The organism is Blastomonas sp. AAP53 (genome assembly GCF_000331245.1).
In the GTDB taxonomy this organism is placed as follows: Bacteria; Pseudomonadota; Alphaproteobacteria; order Sphingomonadales; family Sphingomonadaceae; genus Blastomonas.
On the sequence record NZ_ANFZ01000011.1, the window covers coordinates 146,194 to 167,279 of the forward strand.

21 protein-coding genes are annotated in these 21,086 nt (G+C 64.8%); 9 read left to right on the top strand and 12 right to left on the bottom strand.

Annotated elements, in window-relative coordinates:
- Genes metW through D618_RS0111960 form a run of 5 tightly spaced genes read right to left on the bottom strand, consistent with a single transcriptional unit; the run spans position 1 to position 3,554 of the window.
- Positions 1–645, bottom strand: a complete 645-nt coding sequence (gene metW / locus D618_RS0111940) for a methionine biosynthesis protein MetW (RefSeq protein WP_081590501.1) — start codon at positions 643–645, stop codon at positions 1–3.
- A complete protein-coding gene (locus D618_RS0111945; protein WP_017671756.1) occupies positions 588–1,745 on the bottom strand; it encodes a homoserine O-acetyltransferase in 1,158 nt (385 codons plus the stop codon). The genes metW and D618_RS0111945 overlap by 58 nt, the downstream gene beginning before the upstream one ends.
- A gap of 59 nt (positions 1,746–1,804) precedes the next feature.
- Complete coding sequence (locus D618_RS0111950; RefSeq protein WP_017671757.1) at positions 1,805–2,203, bottom strand: VOC family protein; 399 nt, start codon at positions 2,201–2,203, stop codon at positions 1,805–1,807.
- 7 nt (positions 2,204–2,210) lie between these two features.
- The gene (hemF, locus tag D618_RS0111955) at positions 2,211–3,065 is read right to left on the bottom strand and encodes an oxygen-dependent coproporphyrinogen oxidase (RefSeq protein WP_026091608.1); all 855 of its coding nucleotides are present in this window, start codon (positions 3,063–3,065) and stop codon (positions 2,211–2,213) included.
- A gap of 27 nt (positions 3,066–3,092) precedes the next feature.
- On the bottom strand, positions 3,093–3,554 hold the full coding sequence (locus tag D618_RS0111960) for a tRNA (cytidine(34)-2'-O)-methyltransferase (protein ID WP_017671759.1): 462 nt from the start codon (positions 3,552–3,554) through the stop codon (positions 3,093–3,095).
- A 253-nt stretch (positions 3,555–3,807) separates the two neighbouring features.
- Between D618_RS0111960 and petA the strand changes: the two genes are divergently transcribed.
- The 3 genes from petA to D618_RS0111975 are packed head-to-tail and all read left to right on the top strand — an operon-like array spanning position 3,808 to position 6,561.
- Positions 3,808–4,380, top strand: coding sequence for a ubiquinol-cytochrome c reductase iron-sulfur subunit (petA, locus tag D618_RS0111965; RefSeq protein WP_017671760.1), 573 nt, complete (start codon positions 3,808–3,810; stop codon positions 4,378–4,380).
- Positions 4,381–4,392: 12 nt separating this feature from the next.
- Complete coding sequence (locus D618_RS0111970; RefSeq protein ID WP_017671761.1) at positions 4,393–5,688, top strand: cytochrome b/b6; 1,296 nt, start codon at positions 4,393–4,395, stop codon at positions 5,686–5,688.
- Between the two features lie 30 nt (positions 5,689–5,718).
- The gene (locus D618_RS0111975) at positions 5,719–6,561 is read left to right on the top strand and encodes a cytochrome c1 (RefSeq protein WP_017671762.1); all 843 of its coding nucleotides are present in this window, start codon (positions 5,719–5,721) and stop codon (positions 6,559–6,561) included.
- Between the two features lie 125 nt (positions 6,562–6,686).
- Here D618_RS0111975 and D618_RS0111980 read toward each other — a convergent pair whose 3' ends face one another.
- Positions 6,687–7,658, bottom strand: coding sequence for a glutathione S-transferase family protein (locus D618_RS0111980; protein WP_040370681.1), 972 nt, complete (start codon positions 7,656–7,658; stop codon positions 6,687–6,689).
- 226 nt (positions 7,659–7,884) lie between these two features.
- Between D618_RS0111980 and D618_RS19060 the strand changes: the two genes are divergently transcribed.
- Together D618_RS19060 and D618_RS18270 are read left to right on the top strand one after the other, a co-directional pair.
- Entirely contained in the window at positions 7,885–8,208 is a 324-nt protein-coding gene (locus tag D618_RS19060; RefSeq protein ID WP_017671764.1) for a hypothetical protein, read from the top strand.
- Complete coding sequence (locus tag D618_RS18270; RefSeq protein ID WP_017671765.1) at positions 8,199–8,774, top strand: hypothetical protein; 576 nt, start codon at positions 8,199–8,201, stop codon at positions 8,772–8,774. The genes D618_RS19060 and D618_RS18270 overlap by 10 nt, the downstream gene beginning before the upstream one ends.
- A gap of 63 nt (positions 8,775–8,837) precedes the next feature.
- On the opposite strand, the gene D618_RS0111995 is transcribed toward D618_RS18270, so the two are convergent.
- From D618_RS0111995 to hemC, 5 genes are all read right to left on the bottom strand, one after another.
- Entirely contained in the window at positions 8,838–10,967 is a 2,130-nt protein-coding gene (locus D618_RS0111995; protein ID WP_017671766.1) for a PBP1A family penicillin-binding protein, read from the bottom strand.
- Between the two features lie 140 nt (positions 10,968–11,107).
- On the bottom strand, positions 11,108–11,710 hold the full coding sequence (locus D618_RS18275) for an NTP transferase domain-containing protein (protein ID WP_017671767.1): 603 nt from the start codon (positions 11,708–11,710) through the stop codon (positions 11,108–11,110).
- Between the two features lie 7 nt (positions 11,711–11,717).
- Positions 11,718–12,614 carry a hypothetical protein gene (locus D618_RS0112005; RefSeq protein WP_152414684.1) on the bottom strand — a complete coding sequence of 299 codons (897 nt, stop codon included), beginning with the start codon at positions 12,612–12,614 and terminating at the stop codon, positions 11,718–11,720.
- Positions 12,614–13,336, bottom strand: a complete 723-nt coding sequence (locus tag D618_RS0112010; protein WP_017671769.1) for a uroporphyrinogen-III synthase — start codon at positions 13,334–13,336, stop codon at positions 12,614–12,616. Before D618_RS0112010 ends, D618_RS0112005 begins: the two co-directional genes overlap by 1 nt.
- The gene (gene hemC, locus D618_RS0112015; protein WP_017671770.1) at positions 13,336–14,328 is read right to left on the bottom strand and encodes a hydroxymethylbilane synthase; all 993 of its coding nucleotides are present in this window, start codon (positions 14,326–14,328) and stop codon (positions 13,336–13,338) included. The genes D618_RS0112010 and hemC overlap by 1 nt, the downstream gene beginning before the upstream one ends.
- 41 nt (positions 14,329–14,369) lie before the next feature.
- Between hemC and tsaD the strand changes: the two genes are divergently transcribed.
- Both tsaD and D618_RS0112025 read left to right on the top strand, forming a co-directional pair.
- Complete coding sequence (gene tsaD, locus D618_RS0112020) at positions 14,370–15,416, top strand: tRNA (adenosine(37)-N6)-threonylcarbamoyltransferase complex transferase subunit TsaD (protein ID WP_017671771.1); 1,047 nt, start codon at positions 14,370–14,372, stop codon at positions 15,414–15,416.
- Positions 15,413–16,402: an NAD(P)H-dependent glycerol-3-phosphate dehydrogenase gene (locus D618_RS0112025; RefSeq protein ID WP_017671772.1), complete on the top strand. Its 990-nt coding sequence runs from the start codon at positions 15,413–15,415 to the stop codon at positions 16,400–16,402. Before tsaD ends, D618_RS0112025 begins: the two co-directional genes overlap by 4 nt.
- 20 nt (positions 16,403–16,422) lie before the next feature.
- Here the strand turns inward: D618_RS0112025 and D618_RS0112030 are convergent, their stop codons facing one another.
- Positions 16,423–18,366 carry an alkyl sulfatase dimerization domain-containing protein gene (locus D618_RS0112030; RefSeq protein ID WP_152414686.1) on the bottom strand — a complete coding sequence of 648 codons (1,944 nt, stop codon included), beginning with the start codon at positions 18,364–18,366 and terminating at the stop codon, positions 16,423–16,425.
- A gap of 190 nt (positions 18,367–18,556) precedes the next feature.
- Between D618_RS0112030 and D618_RS0112035 the strand changes: the two genes are divergently transcribed.
- Entirely contained in the window at positions 18,557–19,360 is an 804-nt protein-coding gene (locus tag D618_RS0112035) for an undecaprenyl-diphosphate phosphatase (protein ID WP_017671774.1), read from the top strand.
- A 246-nt stretch (positions 19,361–19,606) separates the two neighbouring features.
- Positions 19,607–21,061, top strand: a complete 1,455-nt coding sequence (locus D618_RS0112040; protein ID WP_026091611.1) for an NAD(P)-dependent oxidoreductase — start codon at positions 19,607–19,609, stop codon at positions 21,059–21,061.
- Positions 21,062–21,086 lie beyond the last annotated feature (25 nt).

Here is a 21,086-nt window from a genome sequence, read left to right on the forward strand (position 1 = left end):
TCAACGCCGCAGCAGGAATACCGCGTGCTCGGCCAGCAGATTGGCGAGGCCACGCGAGGTGGGCTTGCCGCCCGAAAGAAACCATTCGCCATCGCAGGTCCAGCCGCGCTGCGCGATCAGGTCTCGGAAATCGTCGATGCTGACATGGTGGATGTTGGGCGTGTTGTACCAGTTTTCAGGCAGCAGCCTGGTCACCGGCATCCGCCCGCGCGTCAGCAGCGACGCGCGGATGCGCCAATGCGCGAAATTCGGAAAGCTGACAAACGCCTGCCGCCCGATGCGCAACAGCTCTTCCAGCACCAGATGCGGCGCGCGCGTCGTCTGCAGCGTCTGGCTGAGGATCGCGTAATCGACGCTGTCCGATGGATAATCGGCAAGATCGGTATCGGCATCGCCCTGGATGACCGAAAGCCCGCGCGTCACGGCGGCGCTGACATTGCCGGGGTTCAGCTCCAGCCCGCGCGCGCGCACCTGGCGGCCGTCGCGCAATGCCGCCATCAACGCACCATCGCCGCAGCCGACATCGAGCACGCGCGCGCCATGCGACACGTTTTCGGCAATGATCTGCAGGTCGGGGCGCAGCGTGGTCAAGCGTTCGACCCCGCGCGCAGGAACCCATCGACGATGCGGTTCATCTCGGGGCATTCCAGCAGAAAGGCGTCATGGCCGAACGGCGAGGACAGTTCGACAAAGCTGACTTCGGCGCCTGCGGCATTGAGCGCATGGACGATCCTGCGGGATTCTGCCGTAGGATACAGCCAGTCGGTATCGAAGCTGATCAGGCAGAAACGCGTCTTCGTGCCCATGAACGCGTTGGCCAGCACGCCGTCATACGGTTGCGCCAGGTCGAAATAGTCCATCGCGCGGGTGATATACAGATAGCTGTTGGCATCGAACCGGTCGACGAAGCTGATCCCCTGGTGACGCAGATAGCTCTGAATCTGGAAGTCGGCATCGAAGCCGAAGCTGCTGCCGTCACAGTCTGCCCCGCTCTTGTCCTGCAGGCGGCGTCCGAATTTCTCGGTCAGCCCTGCTTCGGACAGATAGGTGATGTGCGCGGCCATGCGCGCGACGGCCAGGCCCGATGCGGGAACCTCGCCATCGGCGTAATACGCCCCCTTGCGCCAGCGCGGATCGGCCATGATCGCCTGGCGTCCGACCTCGTGAAACGCGATGTTCTGCGCCGAATGCCGCGCGGTCGAGGCGATGATCAGCGCGGCGCGCACCCGGTCGGGATACAGCACCGGCCAGCTCAGCGCCTGCATGCCGCCCATCGACCCGCCGATGACCGCCGCCAGCGTGCCGATGCCCAGATAATCGAGCAGAAGTGCCTGTGCGCGCACCATGTCGGCGATCGACAGCACCGGAAAGTCCATGCCCCAGGCCTCGCCTGTGGCAGGGTTGATCGTCGCCGGACCCGAAGAGCCCATGCAGCTGCCGATCACATTGGCGCAGATGATGAAGTCGCGGTCCGGATCGACCGGCTTGCCCTGGCCCACCAGCCGCTGCCACCAGCCCGGCTTGCCGGTGATCGGGTGGGTGGAGGCGACATACTGGTCGCCGGTCAGCGCATGGCAGATCAGCACCGCGTTGCTCTTGTCGGCGTTCAGGCTGCCATAGGTCTCGTACGCGATCTGCACCGGAGCGAGCGCCGCGCCGCAATCGAGCGGCAATGGCCCGAGCAGCGTGATCCTGCGGTCCAGCCCGAAGCGTTCATCAGAGTGAGGGGCGATTGCGCTGGCCATGGGCGGTCGGATTGGCGGCAAGCCGTGCGGCTGTCAATGGGGGCACGATTTGCGCGCCGTCACCCTGCGAAGAAATTGAGCTCCAGCAGTACGCCATCGGGGTCCAGCGTGAAGATCTGCCTGAGGCCATTCGCTTTGATGTCGCTGGCCGAATAGTCCGCACCGCGCGCCTTGAGCTTGGCCTCCATGGCCTCGAAGCCCTGGCAGCGGAATGCGACATGATGGATCGCCCCGGTGGGGCCGGGCGATACATCGCGGTCGAACCGGCGCGGGCAATCGACACTGTTGATATGGATCACCGCCTGACCATTGCGGTCGAACGCCCATCGCGCGTTCTGCGGCGTCAGCGGCGGCGGCGCATCGCGAATGTCGAGGTCGAGTAGCTCGGCATAAAACGCGGCGGTGGCGGCCAGATCCTGCGCGATGATGTTGACATGATCGAGCCGCTCCACCGTCACCGGGCGATTACTCCCACACCGCTTCGGGCGGCAGGCTCATCAGGATGGCGTCGATATTGCCGCCGGTCTTGAGGCCGAACAAGGTGCCGCGATCGTGGATCAGGTTGAATTCGGCATAGCGGCCGCGCCACACCAGCTGCTGGTGCTTTTCTTGCGGAGTGAACTCCTGGCCCATCCGCCGCCGCACCAGCGCGGGGAAAATGTCCAGAAACGCGCGGCCGACGTCCTGCGTAAAAGCGAAATTCGCATCGAATGTCGCCTGATCGGTGCACTCGAGATGATCGTAGAAAATGCCGCCAACGCCGCGATGCACGCCGCGATGCGGGATATAGAAATACTCGTCGGCCCATTTCTTGAACCTGGCGTGATAGTCCGGATTATGCGCATCGCATGCCGCCTGCATCCGGGCATGAAAATCGTCCGTATCTTGATCGTAAGGCAGCGGCGGGTTGAGATCGGCTCCCCCGCCGAACCATGCCTTGGTGGTCACTAGAAAACGGGTGTTCATATGCACCGCAGGAACGTGCGGATTGGCCATATGTGCGACCAGGCTTATTCCGGTTGCAAAGAAGCGCGGGTCTTCCCCTGCGCCATTGATCGATTTGGCGAACTCCTCGCTGAATCGACCCTCGACGGTCGACACGTTGACGCCCGCCTTTTCGAACACCTTGCCCTTGATCAGCCCGCGAACGCCGCCGCCGCCATGCGATCCATCGGCTTCGGTCCGTTCCCAGGGGCTGTATTCGAAGCTCGCATCGCTGCCCGCTTCGCGCTCGATTGCGGTGAATTCGGCGCAGATCGCATCGCGCAGGCTTTCGAACCAGGCCCTTGCGGCAGGCTTCTGTTCACTCCAATCGGTCATCATGCTCCCCTTGTAGGTGGCAGGCCTTCAAGCCTCGCCCAGATATCGTGTCTGCCGCAGCGCCTCGCCAAGCGCAATCCCGGTGGCGACCGATATGTTCAGCGATCGAACGCCAGGCGCCATCGGAATGGTCGTCAAAAGGTCGCAGGCATCGCGCACATGCGCCGGAACGCCGGCACTTTCCGACCCCATCAGCAAAATGTCATTATCGGCAAAAGCGGTGCGATAGACGCTCTCGGTCGCCTTGGAGCTCATCAGCACCAGCCGCGCGCCCTGTTCCTGTACGAACGCCTGAAACGCCGCCCAGTCGGCATGGCGCCGCATTTCGGCGAGCGCACCATAATCCATCGCGGCACGTTTGAGGCGCTTGTCGTCAAAAACGAAGCCGCACGGTTCGATGATCTCCACCGGAACCGCCATGCAGGCGGCAAGGCGCAGGATCGCGCCGACGTTTCCGGCAATTTCGGGCTGATAAAGGGCAATACGCATGGCGCTGCTTTAGCGCGCCGTACGGTCAAGTCACCCGGGCAATGGCATGGACAGGCAATTTTGCCGGAGGCCTGCGCGGCCATTCGAAAAAACTATGCTGCGACGCGCCAATTTCGTTGTTGGCAAAATGACGGTTTTGCGTCTATCAGGCGCGCAATCATGCGGACGGGCCAGGGGCAAAGCCGTGCCATGCCGCTTCCAAAATCTAAAATAAGCTTTTATTTTTCAATAGCTTGAGGGTCAGGTTAGCGACATGGCAGAACAAGTCACGATGAATCAGGATGGCACTGCAGCGATCGAATCCGATGGCGTGCGTCGCCGCGATTTCATCAACATCGCCGCAGTCAGCTTCGCGGGCGTGGGCGGCGCCACGGTACTCATCCCGCTCATCACGCAGATGGCGCCCAGCAAGGACGTTCTGGCGCAGGCCTCGACCGAAGTCGATGTGTCGGCGGTTGAACCGGGCCAGGCGATCAAGACCGTATGGCGCAAACAGCCGATGTTCATCCGCAACCTGACGCCGGCGGAAATCGACGCTGCCAACAAGGTGGACGTGGGCTCGCTGCGCGATCCGCAGACGCTGGCTGAACGTACGCTGGAAGGCAAGACCAACTGGCTGGTTACCCTGGGCGTCTGCACCCATCTGGGCTGCGTGCCCCTGGGTGCGGCACAGGGCGAAGTGAAAGGCGAATTCGGGGGCTATTTCTGCCCCTGCCACGGTTCGCATTACGATACCGCTGCACGGATCCGCAAAGGTCCGGCCCCGACCAACCTTGTCGTGCCGGAATATGAATTCCTGTCAGACACTGTCATCAAGATCGGTTGAGGAGCATAGAATATGAGCTTTTCCTGGGCCAAGCATTACGAACCGAAGTCCGATCTGACCAAATGGCTGGATCAACGCCTGCCGCTGCCGCGGCTGGTCTACGGGGCTATCGGCGGCGGTTATCCCGTACCGCGCAACCTGAACTATTTCTGGAACTTCGGCGTTCTCGCCGGGGTCGCGCTGGTCATGCAGATCGTGACCGGCATCATCATGGCGATGCACTATGCGCCCAACGCATTGGTCGCCTTTGATTCGACCGAACATATCATGCGCGATGTGAACTGGGGCTGGATGCTGCGCTATGCGCATGCCAATGGCGCCAGCTTCTTCTTCATCGTCGTCTATATCCACATCTTCCGAGGGCTGTATTTCAGCTCGTACAAGGCGCCGCGCGAAATGATCTGGCTGCTCGGCCTGGTCATCTTCCTGCTGATGATGGCAACCGCCTTCATGGGCTATGTGCTTCCCTGGGGCCAGATGAGCTTCTGGGGTGCCAAGGTGATCACCGGCCTGTTCGGCGCCATTCCCCTGGTCGGCGAGCCGATCCAGACTTGGCTGCTGGGCGGATTTGCGCCGGACAACGCCGCGCTGAACCGCTTCTTCTCGCTCCACTATCTGCTGCCGTTCGTGACTGCCGGTGTCATCATCCTGCACATCTGGGCGCTGCACATCCCCGGCTCGTCGAACCCGACCGGCGTGGAAGTGAAGTCGGAATCGGACACCGTGCCGTTCCACCCCTATTACACCGCCAAGGACGGCTTCGGCCTGGGCGTGTTCCTGATCCTGTTCTGCTCGGTGCTGTTCTTCGCGCCGAACTTCCTGGGCCATGCGGACAACTACATCCCCGCCAACCCGCTCTCGACGCCCGCACACATCGTTCCCGAATGGTACTTCTGGCCGTTCTACGCGATCCTGCGCGCCTTCACCTTCGACTTCTTCATCGTGCCTGCCAAGCTGCTGGGCGTGCTGGCGATGTTCGCTTCGATCCTGCTGCTGTTCTTCCTGCCCTGGCTGGACCGTTCACCGGTGCGTTCGGGCAACTATCGTCCGCTGTTCAAGATCTTCTTCGGCATTCTGGTCGCAGACGTTCTGCTGCTCGGCTATCTGGGCGGTGCACCGGCTGAAGAACCCTATGTGATGCTCAGCCAGCTGGGTTCGGCTTATTATTTCGCCCACTTCCTGATCATCCTGCCGATCATCTCGAAGATCGAAAAGCCCAAGCCGCTGCCTTACTCGATCACCGAAAGCGTGCTCGGCAAGGACAGCTCCGGCATGGCAGGCGGCCCCGTGCTGCAGCCCGCCGAGTAACGCCAGAACCCATAAGGAAAGTCATTCGACATGATTCGCATTGGTGCATTTTTGGTGGGGCTGTTCTTCAGCGGCTGGCTCATCGTTTCGTTTGGCGTAGGCGCAGTCGCCTATGTCAGCGAGCCGCCGCAGGAAACGGCGGAGCACGCCTTCCACCTCGAACCCAAGAAACTGTCGCTCGCCAGCGATGGCCCGATGGGCAAGTTCGACCGCCAGCAGCTGCAGCGTGGCTTCCAGGTGTACAAGGAAGTGTGCTCGGCCTGCCACTCGATGCGGCTGGTCTCGTTCCGCAACCTGGCGGAACTGGGCTATACCGAAGACGAAGTGAAGGCGATTGCTGCCAACTGGCCCGCGCAGACCCCGTCGATCGATCCGGCTACCGGAGAGGCGACGACGCGCAAGCCGCTGCCCGCCGACTACATCCCTTCGCCGCATGCCAACGAAACCGCAGCGCGCGCAGCCAACAACAACGCCCTGCCGCCTGATCTTTCGCTGATCACCAAGGCGCGTCATGGCGGTGCACCCTATGTGTACTCGCTGCTGACCGGCTATCAGGAACCGCCGGCAGAACTCGCCAAGCGCTTCCCCGATGCGATGCCGGGACCGGGCCTCAACTATAACCCGTACTTCGCGAACCTGAACATCGCGATGGCAAACCCCTTGGGCAGCGATGGCATCGTTACCTATTCGGATGGCACCAACGCCACCACCGACCAGATGGCCAAGGACGTTTCGGCGTTTCTGGTGTGGACCGCAGAGCCCACGCTGGAAAAGCGCCACCAGACCGGCTGGGCCGTGCTGATCTTCCTGATCATCGCAACGGGCCTGGGCTATATGGCCTATCGCAACGTCTGGGCGGGCGTGAAGCACTAAGCTTCCAGCCTCTCAGGACCTGACACACGATCCGGCCCGGAAGTGCGAACTTCCGGGCCGGAATGCGTTTGGGGGTCGCAGGCCTGATCACGCCTGGCTGGCGCGAGGTTCGTGCAGGACCGCCGTCATTGCTGCACGGTCAGGCCCGGCACGAGCGGCACCGGTCCTGCAGGCACGACGCCGGTCGGGTTGATGTGCCGGTGGCTTTCATAATAATGACGCCGGATGTGTTCGAAATTCACCGTTTCGGACAGATCGTCCAGCGCATAGAGCCGCCGGGTGAAGGCGGAGAGGTTGGGATAATCGGCGATCCGGCGGATGTTGCATTTGAAATGCCCGTGATAGACCGGATCGAAGCGAATAAGGGTCGTCCAGAGCCGGATATCGGCTTCGGTGAGCTGATCGCCCACCAGCCAGTCGTGACCCACCAACCGCTCTTCCAGTTCATCCAGCATGGCGAACAGCGGAACCACCGCTTCGTCATACGCCTCTTGCGACGTGCCAAACCCGGCCCTGTATACGCCGTTGTTGACGGCATCGTAGACCCGGTCGTTCAGAGCATCGATCTCCCTGCGAAACGCTGCGGGATACAGATCGAGTTCCTTGGCGCCGCAGTCATCGAACGAACTGCCCAGCATGCGCAGGATATCGGCACTTTCGTTGTTCACGATTGTGCCGGTCTTGGTATCCCACAGCACCGGTACGGTGACATGGCCGGAATAGTCGGGCTTGGCCACAGTATAGACCTGATGCAGATTGTCTGCGCCGCACAGCGGATCGGGCGTGACGCACTCGCCTTCCCGGAACGACCAGCCTCCCTCCCGCATCAGCCAGTGGACCACCACCAGTTCGATCGCGCCGGTCAGACCTTTCAGATGTCGCGCAATATTGGCGCGGTGTGCCCAAGGACAGGCCAGGCTGATGTAAAGCCGATACCGGCCGGGTTCTGCTGCAAAACCGCCGTCGCCGGTAGGTCCCGGCGCACCATCGGGCGTTACCCAATTGCGAAAGGCGCTCTCGTCGCGCTCGAACGCGCCGCTCTCGTCGTCGTTATAATCCCATCCGTCATGCCATTTGCCGTCTTTCAGAAAACCCATGGTCGCGTGCTCCTTTCGCATTGTGTATCCACACAGAGCGAAGCGCACGCGTTTGCGTTCCCGCCCGGGCGCGGCTTTCGCGCTGTGCCGGGCGGCGAACAGAACGGACATGGCTGACTTCAGCCCCGCAGGAGCTTGCGCCTGCGGAGCAGGCAGACGCGCGGTAGCCCATTGCCCCTCGGTCCGCATCATTGCAAGGCGTTGGCGTGCAGTGTATGCCCGGCAGATGAGTTGGTCTAACCGTGTCCGCCTCGCGCCCATCATTCTTGCGGCCGGACTTGCCACGTCTGCAGATGCCTCCAGCATCGAAGTTTCTGCAGGCCACACGTTTCTGATCACGAAGCGATACGAGACGCGCCAGCAGTCCAGCAATGGCAATAGTGGCAGCTCGAACGGAACCGACAGGATAGTCGAAAAAGTGATCGCGGTGCGCGATGATGGCATCGAGCTTGAATATGATCTGCCAAACGATGCGGACGCCGGAGCTCGCGCACGTGAGTGGACCATGCCGGCAAGAGTCTTCTTGGCAAGCAGGGCGGAATGCGCCTGATCAACGGTAGCGAGTTGAATGCTCGGCTAGATCGTTGGCTGACCTCGGCCAACTGGGACCGGACGGTTTGCGGGCGTTGGATATTCACATGGAATGCGTTCAAGATCGAATGCGATCCCGAAACTGTGCTCAAGACGATCGATTCCTATGAACTCAGATCAATCGAAGCGATTGAAGGCGCGGAACTCCACGATTCCGCCGCTTCCGCCCCAGCACGCCTTGAACGCAAGACATCGGGCGCTGGCAACCAGATGTTTGAGGCTCGGCTGGTCATCGACCCAGTCAAATTTCATCGCGCCGAGGCGGAATCAGAGGTGGTTGCTGGCGAAATCACCGGCCACCCCATCCCCTTCGACGAGGCACTGGCCAAGAGCTCCAAAGACAAGGTGGAAGGGACAATCCGCGTCGTGCTAAATACGAACGCTGCTGGCGAGGTGATTGAAAAAGCCCGCACAACCAAGGTCAAGATCACGCATCACGACGGAACTACACAAGTCCGAGAGGCCGTTGAAACCGTTCAACGCACCAGAGTCACCGGCGCAGCAAGTTCAAGCGATACCGTCTAACCCAGACGACTCTGGCGCCCCGGTAGAGGTAGCTGGCTGGGGACCAGGAAGTCCCCCTAAGATTCAGTTCTGTTCTTCGTCCCGCAACCCCGGTGCAAAGCGCTGTTCCTGGGGATTGGGTGGCGGTCTGCGCACCGGCGGGCGGGGTTCGGCCTGGCGGACCTGCGGGCGCTGAGGTTGCGTGTCCCGGCCCAGCGCGCGATCGATGAAATTCTCGTCGAGCCGTTCGGGCTGTTGCGGGTCCGCAGGCGGCAGGCCGATCGGCGGAGGTCCGCCCGCACCCTGGTCGACCGGATTGCCGTTCTCGTCGATGAAGATCACATCATCGGGTGAGCCGAAATAGGCCTCGTCATCGGGTTCCAGCTGCCATTCGGGCAGCTTCAATTCGGTATCGAACGGCTCGACCTTGCGCTTGGCGACCGCCACCTTCATGAACGACGCGAACGCGCGGGCGGGCGCGGTGCCGCCCTGCAGTCCGCCCACGGCGCGGGCATCGTCGCGGCCCATCCAAACGCCGGTGGTGATGCCGCTGGAAAAGCCCAGGAACCAGCCATCCTTGTTGCTGTTGGTGGTGCCGGTCTTGCCCGCAACCGGCCTGCCGATCTGCGCCGCGCGGCCGGTGCCGACATTCACCGCAGTCTGCAGCAGGTCGGTCATGCCGGCCGTCACGTAGGGCGGTACCAGCACCTGGCTCATGTCCGCCTCGTGCTGGTAGAGCAGCTCGCCCTTGCTGGTCGTCACTTTGGTGATGCCATAAGGCGCAATGGCGACGCCGCCGGCGCTCACTCCGGCAAAGGCGCGGACCATGTCGATCACGCGCACCTCGGACGATCCCAGCACCATCGAGGGCAGGGTGGTGATCGGGGTGGTGATGCCGAAGCGGCGTGCCATGTTGGCGATCGTGCTGGTGCCGACATCCTCGCCGATGCGCGCGGCGACGGTGTTCTTCGAATAGGCAAAGGCGGTGCGCAGCGAAATGTCGCCGGCATAGCTTCCGCCGCTGTTGCGCGGGGTCCAGCCGGCGATGGTTACAGGCGCATCGGTGACGATGTCCTCGGGGGTGTAGCCTGCCTCGAGCGCTGCGAGATAGACGAACAGCTTCCAGGCCGATCCCGGCTGGCGCAGCGCGCTGGTCGCGCGGTTATAGTTCGAGGTGACGTAATCGGTGCCGCCGACCATCGCGCGCACCGCGCCGTCGCGGTCGAGCGCGACCAGCGCGCCTTGCGCGCCGCCGGGCACATGCGCCTGGATGGCGTTGGTGCCAGCGCGCTGCATATTGAGGTCGAGCGTCGTCCACACCACGATCGGCTCGCCATTGTCCTCGATCAGCGTGTCGAGCTGCGGCAGCGCCCAGTCGGTGAAATAGCGCACCGAATTCTGCGCCTTTTCAGGGGCGAACTCGACGCCCTTGAGATTGGCCTCGGCGGCCTGGGCCGGGGTGATCGTGCCGACATCCTGCATCACCATCAGGACCACGCCGGCGCGGCCGATGGCGGCCTCGCTGTCGGCGGTGGGCGAATAGCGCGAGGGCGCCTTGACCAGCCCGGCGATGATGGCGGCCTCGGCCAGCGAGAGCGTGGTGCCATCATGGTTGAAGAACTTGCGCGCGGCCGAATCCACGCCATAGGCGCCGCCGCCGAAATAGACCTTGTTGAGGTACAGCTCGAGAATCTGGTCCTTGCTGAACTTCTGTTCGAGCGCCAGCGCGAGCACGCCTTCGCGAATCTTGCGGGTGTACGAGCGGCTGTTGGTGAGGAAGATGTTGCGCGCGAGCTGCTGGGTGATCGTCGATGTCGCGCGCACGCGGCCACCGCCTGCAAAGCTGTTGTAGATCGCGCGACCGATGCCGATCGGATCTACGCCGGGGTGATACTGGTAGCGCCGGTCCTCGACCGAGACCATCGCGTCCTTCATCACCTGCGGGATATCCTCGATATCCAGCCATTCGCCGAAGCTGGGGCCCAGCTGCATGATCTCGGTGCCGTCCGCCGCGCGCACCAGGATCATCTGGCCGTTGGGGGACGATTTCATGTCCTGGAAGCTGGGCAGCGAGCCCATCACGGTGACCACCGCGACAACCAGCGCGATGATGCCGAACACCGACACAGCCGCGCCGATCTTGACGATCCGCCAGAACCACAGGCGCGCGCCGCCCTGGGCTCCGGCCTTGCCGCCCTTGTCTTTCACCGCCATGCCTTATGGGCCCCTGTCATCCCTGCCACGTCATCTGTGCCACGCACTGGTCAGTCCCTCTCGTGGCAAAGTGCCGCGTCTTGCAGTCTGCGGCTTTCGCTATGCTGAATATCGTGTCCACCCCGCTGCGCCAAGCCGTTTCACTTCTGCCCTGCGGCGCGCCGCTGCGCCTCGGCCAGATCGTTCGGCGTGTTGACGTTCATCAGCGCGTCGGGATCGTCGAACGCGATGCGCACAACGCCCACCGCCTCGCCCAGCCGTTGCAGCGACCAGCGTTCGCCGCAGCGGTCTGCCGGTAGTGCCGCCAGCACGGCGTGCGCGCGCCACAGCGCGAACACCGGTTGCAGCGCGCCGCCCGCCTCGGCCATCGCTGACACAGGCGAGGCGGTCAGCCGCGCGACGAGATCGAGCGGCACGAACGGCGCATCGACCGGGCAGGTGACAAAGCGGTCATCGCCGCCCGCAGGAATCGTTGTCGCCAGCTGCGCTGCGATGGCGCGGATAGCGCCGACCGGCCCCTGGGGTCCCAGGGGACCATCGGCGATGGCGACGAGCCCGGTCGCATAATCGTGCGGGGCCGACAGCATGACCGCACCGGCCTGTGGGTGCAGCCGTTCGAGCACCCGGTCGATCATCCGCTCTCCGCCGATATCGGCAAGCGCCTTGTCCTGCCCCGCCATCCGCCGCGACTGGCCGCCGGCCAGCAGCACGACGAGCGGCAGCGGCGGGGGTATCAGACTCAAGGTCGGTTCAGTTCGCGCCTGGCTGGGACGAAAGCGGAGAGGGCTGGCCGATCATCTGGCCATTGGCATCGCGCAGGCCGCGCGGTTCGAGGATGGCGGCGCTTTCGATGATGTCGAGCGCGCGCCGCGCCTCGGCATACAACCGGGCCTTCGCCACCCAGGCAGCGGCCTTGTCGCGGCCCGGCAGCCGTTCGATCTCGCCCAGCGCAGCCTCGACCCGGCCTGCTTCCAGATAGCGCTTGGCGCGCTGCATCCGCTGCGTCGGCGTCTGCGATACGGTGCCTTCCTGCTCGATGACGAACAGCTCGCTCGCCTCGCGGGTCAGCGTATCCCAGAACCCCTCGCCATCGGCACTGCCCGAGACGATCGTCGGGCCGATATCTTCCAGCTGGGTGCGCAGCTGGTCCATCGTCACCGGGCTTTTGGAGGCGCGGATGATCGTTGCCACCGCATTCGGCTGTGCCGCACCGAAGCGAAGCTGCAACTGGCCTTCCAGATAGCCCAGCGCCGATGCCCGGTCGAGCGCGCGGCGCGCGGCAAAGGCGATCAGCAGCCCTTCGGCACGCCCGGCATTGCCCGATGCGGCCTGCGCCTGCACGTTGATCAGCGACAGCCGGTTTTCCAGCTCTGCCACCCGGTCGTTCAGCGCGGAGTTGGGCACTGGCCCGGCCAGCATCCCGGCCGCCATCTGCGGCGGAGGCGCGCCCGGCGGGGGGGTAGCGGGGTCGACGGTAATGACGTTGCTGTCCAGCGCGGCCTGAGGCGAGGAAGCGGGTTCGTCGAACCAGCCCGAACGCGTGATCAGCCAGCCCGACAGCGTCGCTCCGCCGACAAAGGCCAGCGCTAGCATGATCAGCAGCGTTTTGCCGCTGGCCCCGCGCGATTCGCGTGTATCAACGTTCATCATGTCTCCGGCGTTGCTGCCTGTTGCGTTGCCCCGCCATGCTGACACAGCGCGGCTGCGGCGTCCAGCAAGGCACGGTCGTCGGTCGTTGCGGCCACGCGGACCGCAGCCCAGCCCTCGCCCGCTGCATCGACCAGCGCCGGGGCGAACAGCGCCAGGCTGATATGCGCGCGGCTGATGCCTGCGGCATCGACCAGCTGCGCGAAATGCTGCGCCGCGCGCGCCGAATGCAGCAGCACGATTCCGGGCGTTTGCAGCGCCCCTGCCAGCGCCTCGGGCATCGGCAGCGCACGCGATCGGTAGACGATCCTGGTATCGATGGCGAGCGGGGTCGCAGGCAGGTCGACATGATCTTCGCCTGCCAGCCGCAGGATGTGCAGATGTCCATCCTCGGCCAGCATCGGCAGCAGCGCGGCAAGGCCTCCCTGGCCCTGGCCGCGCACGCGAAAGCCCAGGTCCATCGCCATCCGCGCGGTCTTGCCGCCCACGGCATAGACCGGCAGGCCCTTGAGATCGGCGAGCGCCGGGCCGCCGTGGCGAAACACATTGGCACTGCCCACCAGCAGCGCATCATAGGCATTGGCGTCGGCGGGCGACCAGGCGACCTGCTCGATGGTGAACAGGGGGCAGATCAGCGGATCATGGCCTGCCGCGCGCAAGGCTTGCGCGGTGGCGGTTGCTCCCGGCTGGGGGCGCAGCACGATGATCCGCGGCTGCGTCATCAGCCGGCTTTGAACAGCCGCGTGATCGTTTCGGGCGCTCTGCCGAGCAGATCGGCGGCGAGCTGCGCAGGGGCGCCCGGATCGCTCGCTTCAAACCGGATCTCGCCTGCGACATGCTCAGCGCCGTCTTCCGAATACAGCACCGCGCGCAGGTGGATCGTCCGGTCCGCAATGCGCGCCAGCGCCGCGATCGCCGAGTGGCAATCGCCGCCCAGCGCTTCGAGCAGAGCGCGCTCGGCCATTACGCAGGCCGATGTCGGCGCGTCGTCGATCCCGGCGATCAGCGCACGCATCGGCGCATCGTCCCTGCGCACCTCGATGCCCACCGCGCCCTGCGATGGGGCAGGCAGCCATAGGTCAGTATCGAGGTGCACCGAGGCTATCCCCGGCAAGGTCTCGCCCAGCCGGTCGAGCCCGGCGGCGGCAAGCAAGGTCGCATCCGCCTCGCCGCTCTGCAGCTTGCCGATGCGCGTGGCAACATTGCCGCGAAACAGCACGGGCACGACATCGGGCCGGATCTGGCGGATCTGCGCGGCGCGGCGCGGCGAACTGGTTCCGAAGCGCGCGCCGTGCGGCAGCGCATCGATGCTGGTGGCGCCCAGCAGCACATCGCGCACATCAGCGCGTGGCAGCATCGCGGCGAGCACGAAGGCCTCGGGGCGGATCGTCTCGACATCCTTCATCGAATGCACCGACAGGTCGATCGTGCCGCCACCCAGCGACCAGTCGAGCTCGCGCGTCCACAGCGCCTTGCCGCCGACATCGGCAAGCGGACGGTCGGTGATCCGGTCGCCGCTGGCCACGACGGGCGAAAGCTCGACCTGTTCATCGGTCAGCCCCCAGCGCGCGCGCAGCGCGGCGGCGGTCATATGTGCCTGCGCCATCGCCAGCGGTGAGGCGCGGGTGCCCAGCCGGATCGGCCGTTCGGCCAGTATGTCGGAAATCCCCTCGGGCAGGCCGGTCGAGGCTATCGTGTGCGTGTTATCAGCCATGCACCTTGTGCTAGCGGCGTATGGCGATAAGGGAAAGCCCCATGGCAATCATCCTGGGCATCGAATCGAGCTGCGATGAAAGCGCAGCTGCACTCATCGGGTCGGACCGGACCATCCTGGCGCACCGGCTGGCGGGGCAGGAGGACGCGCACCGCCCCTATGGCGGCGTTGTGCCCGAGATCGCGGCGCGCGCGCATGTGCAGATCCTCTCGCCGCTGATCGAGGCGGCGCTGAAGGATGCCAAGCTGACGCTCGACGATGTCGATGCCATCGCGGCGACGGCGGGGCCGGGGCTGATCGGCGGGGTGATGGTCGGGCTGGTCACCGCCAAGGCGCTGGCGATGGCGGCGGGCAAGCCGCTCATTGCGGTCAACCATCTCGAAGGCCATGCGCTCTCGCCGCGGCTGGCCGATGCGAGTCTCGAATTCCCCTATCTGCTGCTGCTGGTCTCGGGCGGGCACTGCCAGATATTGCGCGTTGACGGCGTGGGGCAATATCGGCGGCTGGCGACGACCATTGACGACGCGGCGGGCGAGGCGTTCGACAAGACCGCCAAGATCCTGGGGCTGGGCTATCCCGGAGGGCCCAAAGTGGAGGCGCTGGCGAAGACCGGCGATGCCAAGGCGGTCCCGCTGCCCAGGCCGCTGCTGGGGAGCGCGGAGCCGCATTTTTCGTTCGCCGGGCTGAAGAGCGCGGTGCTGCGCGCAAGCCAGAGCGGGACCTACCGGCGAGAGGATATCGCTGCGAGCTTTCAGCAGGCAGTGGTGGATTGCCTGATCGACCGGCTGGAAAAGGCTCTTTCCGCATCCGCTCAAGAGAGTGAAATGCCTCGCACCCTCGTGGTCGCAGGCGGTGTGGCCGCGAATGGCGCGATCCGTGCGGCGCTGGAGGCGCTCGCCAGCCGCCATGCCATGGGCTTTGTCGCTCCGCCCTTGTGGCTGTGCACCGATAATGCCGCGATGATCGGCTGGGCGGGCGCAGAGCGGTTTGCTCTGGGGCTCACCGATCCGCTCGATATCGCAGCGCGTCCGCGCTGGCCGCTCGATCCTGCGGCAGAGGCGGCGCGCGGCGCGGGGGTGAAGGCATGAGCGCGACCCGTGCCACGCTCGGCGTCATCGGCGGCGGCGCCTGGGGCACTGCGCTGGCGCAGATGCTGGCGAGCGATGGCAGCGCGGTAACGCTCTGGGCGTTCGAACAACCCGTGGTCGAAGAGATCAACGGCCACCACCGCAACAGCGCCTATCTCGCGGGGATCGACCTCAACCCCGGTATCACGGCGACCACCGATCTGGCAGACCTAGCCGATTGCGCGCTGCTGCTGGTGGTCACGCCCGCGCAGCACATGCGCCGGGTGCTGGCGCAACTGCCGCCGGGCAGCGCCGATCTGGTTTTGTGCTGCAAGGGGATCGAAGAGGCGAGCGGCGACCTGATGGTCGATGCCGCGCGCGCCGCCGCACCGGGCAGGCCGCTGGCGGTGCTGTCTGGACCCACGTTCGCGCATGAGGTCGCCAACGGCCTGCCGACTGCGGTCACGCTCGCCTGTCAGGAAGGCGCGCAATGGGAGCGGATTGCGCCGCGCATCGCGCGCGCCACGTTTCGCCCGTACTTCACGACCGACATTACCGGCGCGGAGATTGGCGGTGCGGTCAAGAATGTGCTCGCCATCGCCTGCGGCGTGGTCGACGGACTGGGGCTGGGCCAGAACGCGCGCGCCGCATTGATCGCACGCGGCTTTGCCGAGATGACGCGCTTCGGCCTGGCGTGCGGCGCGCAGGCGGAAACCTTGTCGGGCCTGTCGGGGCTGGGCGATCTGGTGCTGACCTGCTCGTCGGTGAGCTCGCGCAACTTCTCGCTCGGCAAGGCGCTGGGCGAGGGGCGCAAGGCCGCTGACATACTGGCCGACCGCGCGACCGTGGCCGAAGGGGCGTTCACCGCGCCGGTGCTGCAGCGGGTGGCGCGCGCGCGGGGCGTCGCGATGCCGATCGTCGATACCGTCTGCGCGCTGCTGGCGGGCGAGGTTGCCGCAGGTGACGCCGTCGCCGCCCTGCTTGCCCGCCCGCTCACGTCGGAGTGACCCTCAGGGCGGAGTGACCCTCAGGGCGTGACCACCGCGAACGCCGGGTCGAACGGCGGGTGCAGCATCAGCCAGCGCAGGAACAGCCCCGAATCGCCATCGATTTTCATCGCGCCCGATTTCATCAGCGTCGGGAAATCGGTTTCGCCCAACACGATCGCGTCGAAATCCTTGCGGTTGAGCGTCACCGTGGCGTTGGCATCGGCCAGCGTCGCGCCATAGCGCGGGATCTCGACATCGCCATTGACCATGATGCCCAGAGTTTCGCTGGTATCGGGCAGGATGAAGTTGATCTTTGCTCGCATGTTGCCCGATCGTTCGGCCGCAAAGCGCGTGGCGAGCGCGTCGAAGAATTCCGCCGTCGGGATGGCGCTGATGAAGCTGCGGCTCTGCGTGCTCGCGCCGTTGCGGGGCAGCTCCGTGCCGCGCAACGTCGCGGCGCCTGCAAGATAGTAATTGCGCCAGATGCCCGATTCGGCGGCAAAGCCAAGCGCCTCGTAGCTGTCGGCAAGCGCGGCCTTGGCGGCGGCATTGTTCGGCTCGGCGAAGACCAGGTGGTTGAGCAGCTCGGCGGCCCAGCGGTGGTTGCCCGCACCTTGCGCCTTTCTGCCCGCCGCGAGCAGCGCCTCGCCGCCGCCTGCCAGCTCGACATAACCCTTGCCCGCCGCCACCGGGGGCAGGGGATTGAAATTGGCGGGCACCCCATCCCACCAGCCATAATAGCGCTGATAGGTCGCCTTCATGTTGTGGTTGATCGTGCCGTAATAGCCGCGCGAGGCATAGGCCTGCTGCTGCGCGGAGGGTTCGGCGATGCCTTCGGCGACCTCGTGCAGAGTCATCCCCGCATTCGCCCGGCCCAAAGTGCGGTCGTGGACATAGCGATAGGCGTCGCGCTGGTTTTCCAGATAGCTGGCGACGCGCGCCTGGCCCCAGGTCGGCCAGTTGTGCGAGGCGATCTGGATATCGGCCTCACCGCCCCATTTGACCAGCGCCTTGTCGATGATCTTCGACCAGCGCAGTGCATCGCGCACCTGCGCGCCGCGCAACGTCAGGATGTTGTGCAGCGTCTTCACCGACACCTCGGTGGTGTGCAGCACCTTGAAATCGGGCAGATAGAACAGGAACTCGGCCGGCGCCTCGGTGCCGGCGGCATCCATGAAGTCGAACTTCACCCCGTCGATCACTTTCAGCCCGCCTTTGGGTCCGATCAGCATGTTGGGGGCGAGATAGCCGGTGGTGCCGATCGACAGCCCGGTGCCCAGGCCGTTGTCGACGCGGCCCTCGGCTCCCGGCGCCAGCGCGGTGCCGAACATATAGGCGCTGCGCCGCGTCATCGCGTTGCCCGCCAGCACATTCTCGCTCACCGCTTCCTCGGCAAAGCCATGTGGGGCTACGATCGGCACCTTGCGCTGCTTGACCTCATCGGCAGAGATGATGCCGCCGACGCCGCCGAAATGGTCGGCATGGCTGTGGCTGAACAGCACGGCAGAGATCGGGCGCTTGCCGATCTTGCCTTCTGCCAGCTGCATCGCGGCGGCAGCGGCCTCTTCGGTGAGCAGCGGATCGACGATGATCCAGCCGGTCTTGCCGGAGATGATCGTCATCACGGCAAGGTCATAGCCGCGCACCTGCCAGACCTTGCCGGGCACGATCTCGAACAGGCCGTGGATGTGGTTCAGCCGCGCATGCCGCCACAGCGAGGGATGGACGGTCGCAGGCGCGGTCTCGGCCTTGAGGAAATCAAACGCGCCTGCGTCCCACACCGTCTTGCCATCGGCCGACGTGATCAGGCCGCCGGGAATTTCGGCCACCTTGCCGCGCGTCGCATCGGCAAGGTCGCTGCCGTCATCGGCGGGCAGTCGTGCCAGCATCGCGGCACGCTCGGCATCGCTCAATTGCGCCTGCGCTGCCAGCGGGGTTGCAAGCGCGAGCGCCATCACGCCTGTTTTCCAGATCCGTTTCATCGTCATCCTCCATCCTGAGCCCATGGCACTGGAGTGCCTATCTATTGGCAGTCATGCTGCCATAACGAATCGTCAGTGTCAGCACCTGATCGCGGGCTGTGCGCACAGCCCGCTGTCGCGGGGGACGGAGGTCGAGGCAAAAGGCCGATATTCGGTTGACTTGGAGGTGCGCCGCCGCTCTTAAAGCGCGATGATAGAACTGTATCTCATCCCCATATTGCTGGGAATCGTCGAAGGCCTGACCGAGTTTCTGCCGGTCTCCTCCACCGGCCACCTGATCCTGGCGACCGAGCTGCTGGGCTTCGATGCGCAGGCCTGGGCGGTGTTCAACATCGCAATCCAGCCGGGCGCAATCCTGGCGATCGTGGTGCTCTACTGGCGCACCTTCATGGATGTGCTCAAGGGGCTGGTGCAGTGGGAGCCGTCGGCTGTCGCGTTTACCCGCAACCTGTTGATCGCGTTCTTTCCCGCCGTTGTGCTGGGCCTCGCGTTTGGTGACCAGATCGACATGCTGCTGGAAAACGCGGTGGTCGTCGCCTGGGCGCTGATCATCGGCGGCGTGGCGATCCTCATCGTGGAAAAGCTGGCGAAGACGAGCGATGCCGGCGGCGTGGCAGGCGTGCCGTTCAAGACCGCGATCGGCATTGGCCTGGTTCAGTGCATCGCGATGATCCCGGGCGTCAGCCGTTCGGGCGCGACGATCCTCGGCGCGATGGCGATGGGGGTGGATCGCAAGACCGCCGCAGAATTCAGCTTCTTCCTCGCCCTGCCCACGCTCACCGGTGCCACGGCGCTGCAGCTCTACAAGAACCGCGACCTGCTAACCCCCGACGACTTCGGCGCCATCGCGATCGGCTTTGTCGTCTCGTTCGTCGTGGCGCTGGTCGTGGTCAAGGCCTTCCTCAAGGTCATCACCCGCTATGGCTTTGCGCCTTTCGCCTGGTACCGAATCGTCGCAGGCGCAGCCGCGCTGGTATGGCTGGCCAACCGATAGGTCCGATTCGGTCCTTACGAGGGTTTAAAAAGGCCTGAGAGGGCAAGTGCTAACCAGCTGGACAAATATAAAAGGCAATAACCCTTACCTATTATCACAAAAGTGCGTGACTCGCGGGCCGCAATGTCTTAATGCTGCGTGCGACGCGGCGGGCGCTTGCCTGTGCCGCACATTCAACTTGCAGCAGGAAACAGGTGGGGCATGGCTGATCACCAGCGCGAACAGGGTTTTGTCGACGGAGCGGCAATGGCGGCGGAAAAGCTGGCGATGCTGAAATTCGTCGATCTGGGCCAGTCCTATCCGCCCAAGCGCGCTGCCGATGCGCGCGCCGAGGATTTCGACGAGATTTCCGACCGGTTCGACGGCAAGGCGGCGCAAGCCCAGTCCGCGCGCTGCTCGCAATGCGGCGTGCCCTATTGCTCGACGCACTGCCCCTTGCACAACCACATCCCCGACTGGCTGCGGCTGACGGCGGAAGGCCGGTTGCGCGAAGCATACGAGATGTCGAACCTCACTTCGACGATGCCCGAGATCTGCGGTCGCATCTGCCCGCAGGACCGTCTGTGCGAGGGCAATTGCGTCATCGAGTTTTCGGGTCACGGCGCGGTCACCATCGGTTCGGTCGAAAAGTACATCACCGATACCGCCTGGGAACAGGGCTGGGTCGAACCGGTGGCGGTCGGCAAGCCCCGCGGCCAGTCGGTCGGCATCATCGGTGCGGGGCCTGCGGGCCTGACTGCGGCGGAATATCTGCGCATGGGCGGCTATGACGTGCACGTCTATGATCGCTATGACCGCGCCGGCGGTCTGCTGACCTATGGCATCCCCGGTTTCAAGCTGGAAAAGGATGTGGTCATGCGCCGCGTCGCCCGGCTGGAGGAGGCCGGTATCGTGTTCCATTGCGGCTTCGATGTCGGACGCGACGCCAGCATGGAAGAGCTGCGCGACAAGCACGACGCGGTGCTGATCGCCACCGGCGTGTACAAGGCGCGCGACATCAAGGTTCCCGGCATCGGTGCCGATGGCGTGGTGCCCGCGCTCGATTATCTCGTCGCCTCGAACCGCAAGGGCTTTGGCGATGATGTGCCCGCCTTCGATAGCGGCGCGCTCAATGCACACGGCAAGAACGTCGTCGTCATCGGCGGCGGCGATACCGCGATGGATTGCGTCCGCACCGCCGTCCGCCAGGGCGCGTCGTCGGTCAAGTGCCTCTACCGGCGCGACCGGATCAACATGCCCGGATCGCAGCGCGAAGTGCTCAACGCCGAGGAAGAGGGCGTCGAGTTCGTCTGGCTCTCGGGCCCCGTGGCGGTCGAAGGCACGCCGCATGCCAGCGCCGTGCGCGCCAGCCGCATGCGGCTGGGCGCGCCCGATGCCTCGGGCCGCAGCGCGCCCGAGCCCGATCCCGACAGCGATTTTTCGGTTCCCGCCGATCTGGTGATCAAGGCTCTGGGCTTTGATCCGGAAGACTTGCCGGGCGCGTTCGGCTGCGATGACCTGTCGGTCAACCGCTGGGGCACGCTGCGCGTCGATCACAAGTCGATGATGACCAGCCTCGATGGCGTGTTTGCCGCAGGCGACATCGTGCGCGGTGCCTCGCTCGTCGTCTGGGCGATCCGCGATGGCCGCGATGTTGCCGAGCACATGCACAAGTATCTAAAAGCCAAGGCACGGGTGGGCGCTGAAAAGGTCGCTGCCTGACCCTTGCCGCGTCGCTTTCTGGCTC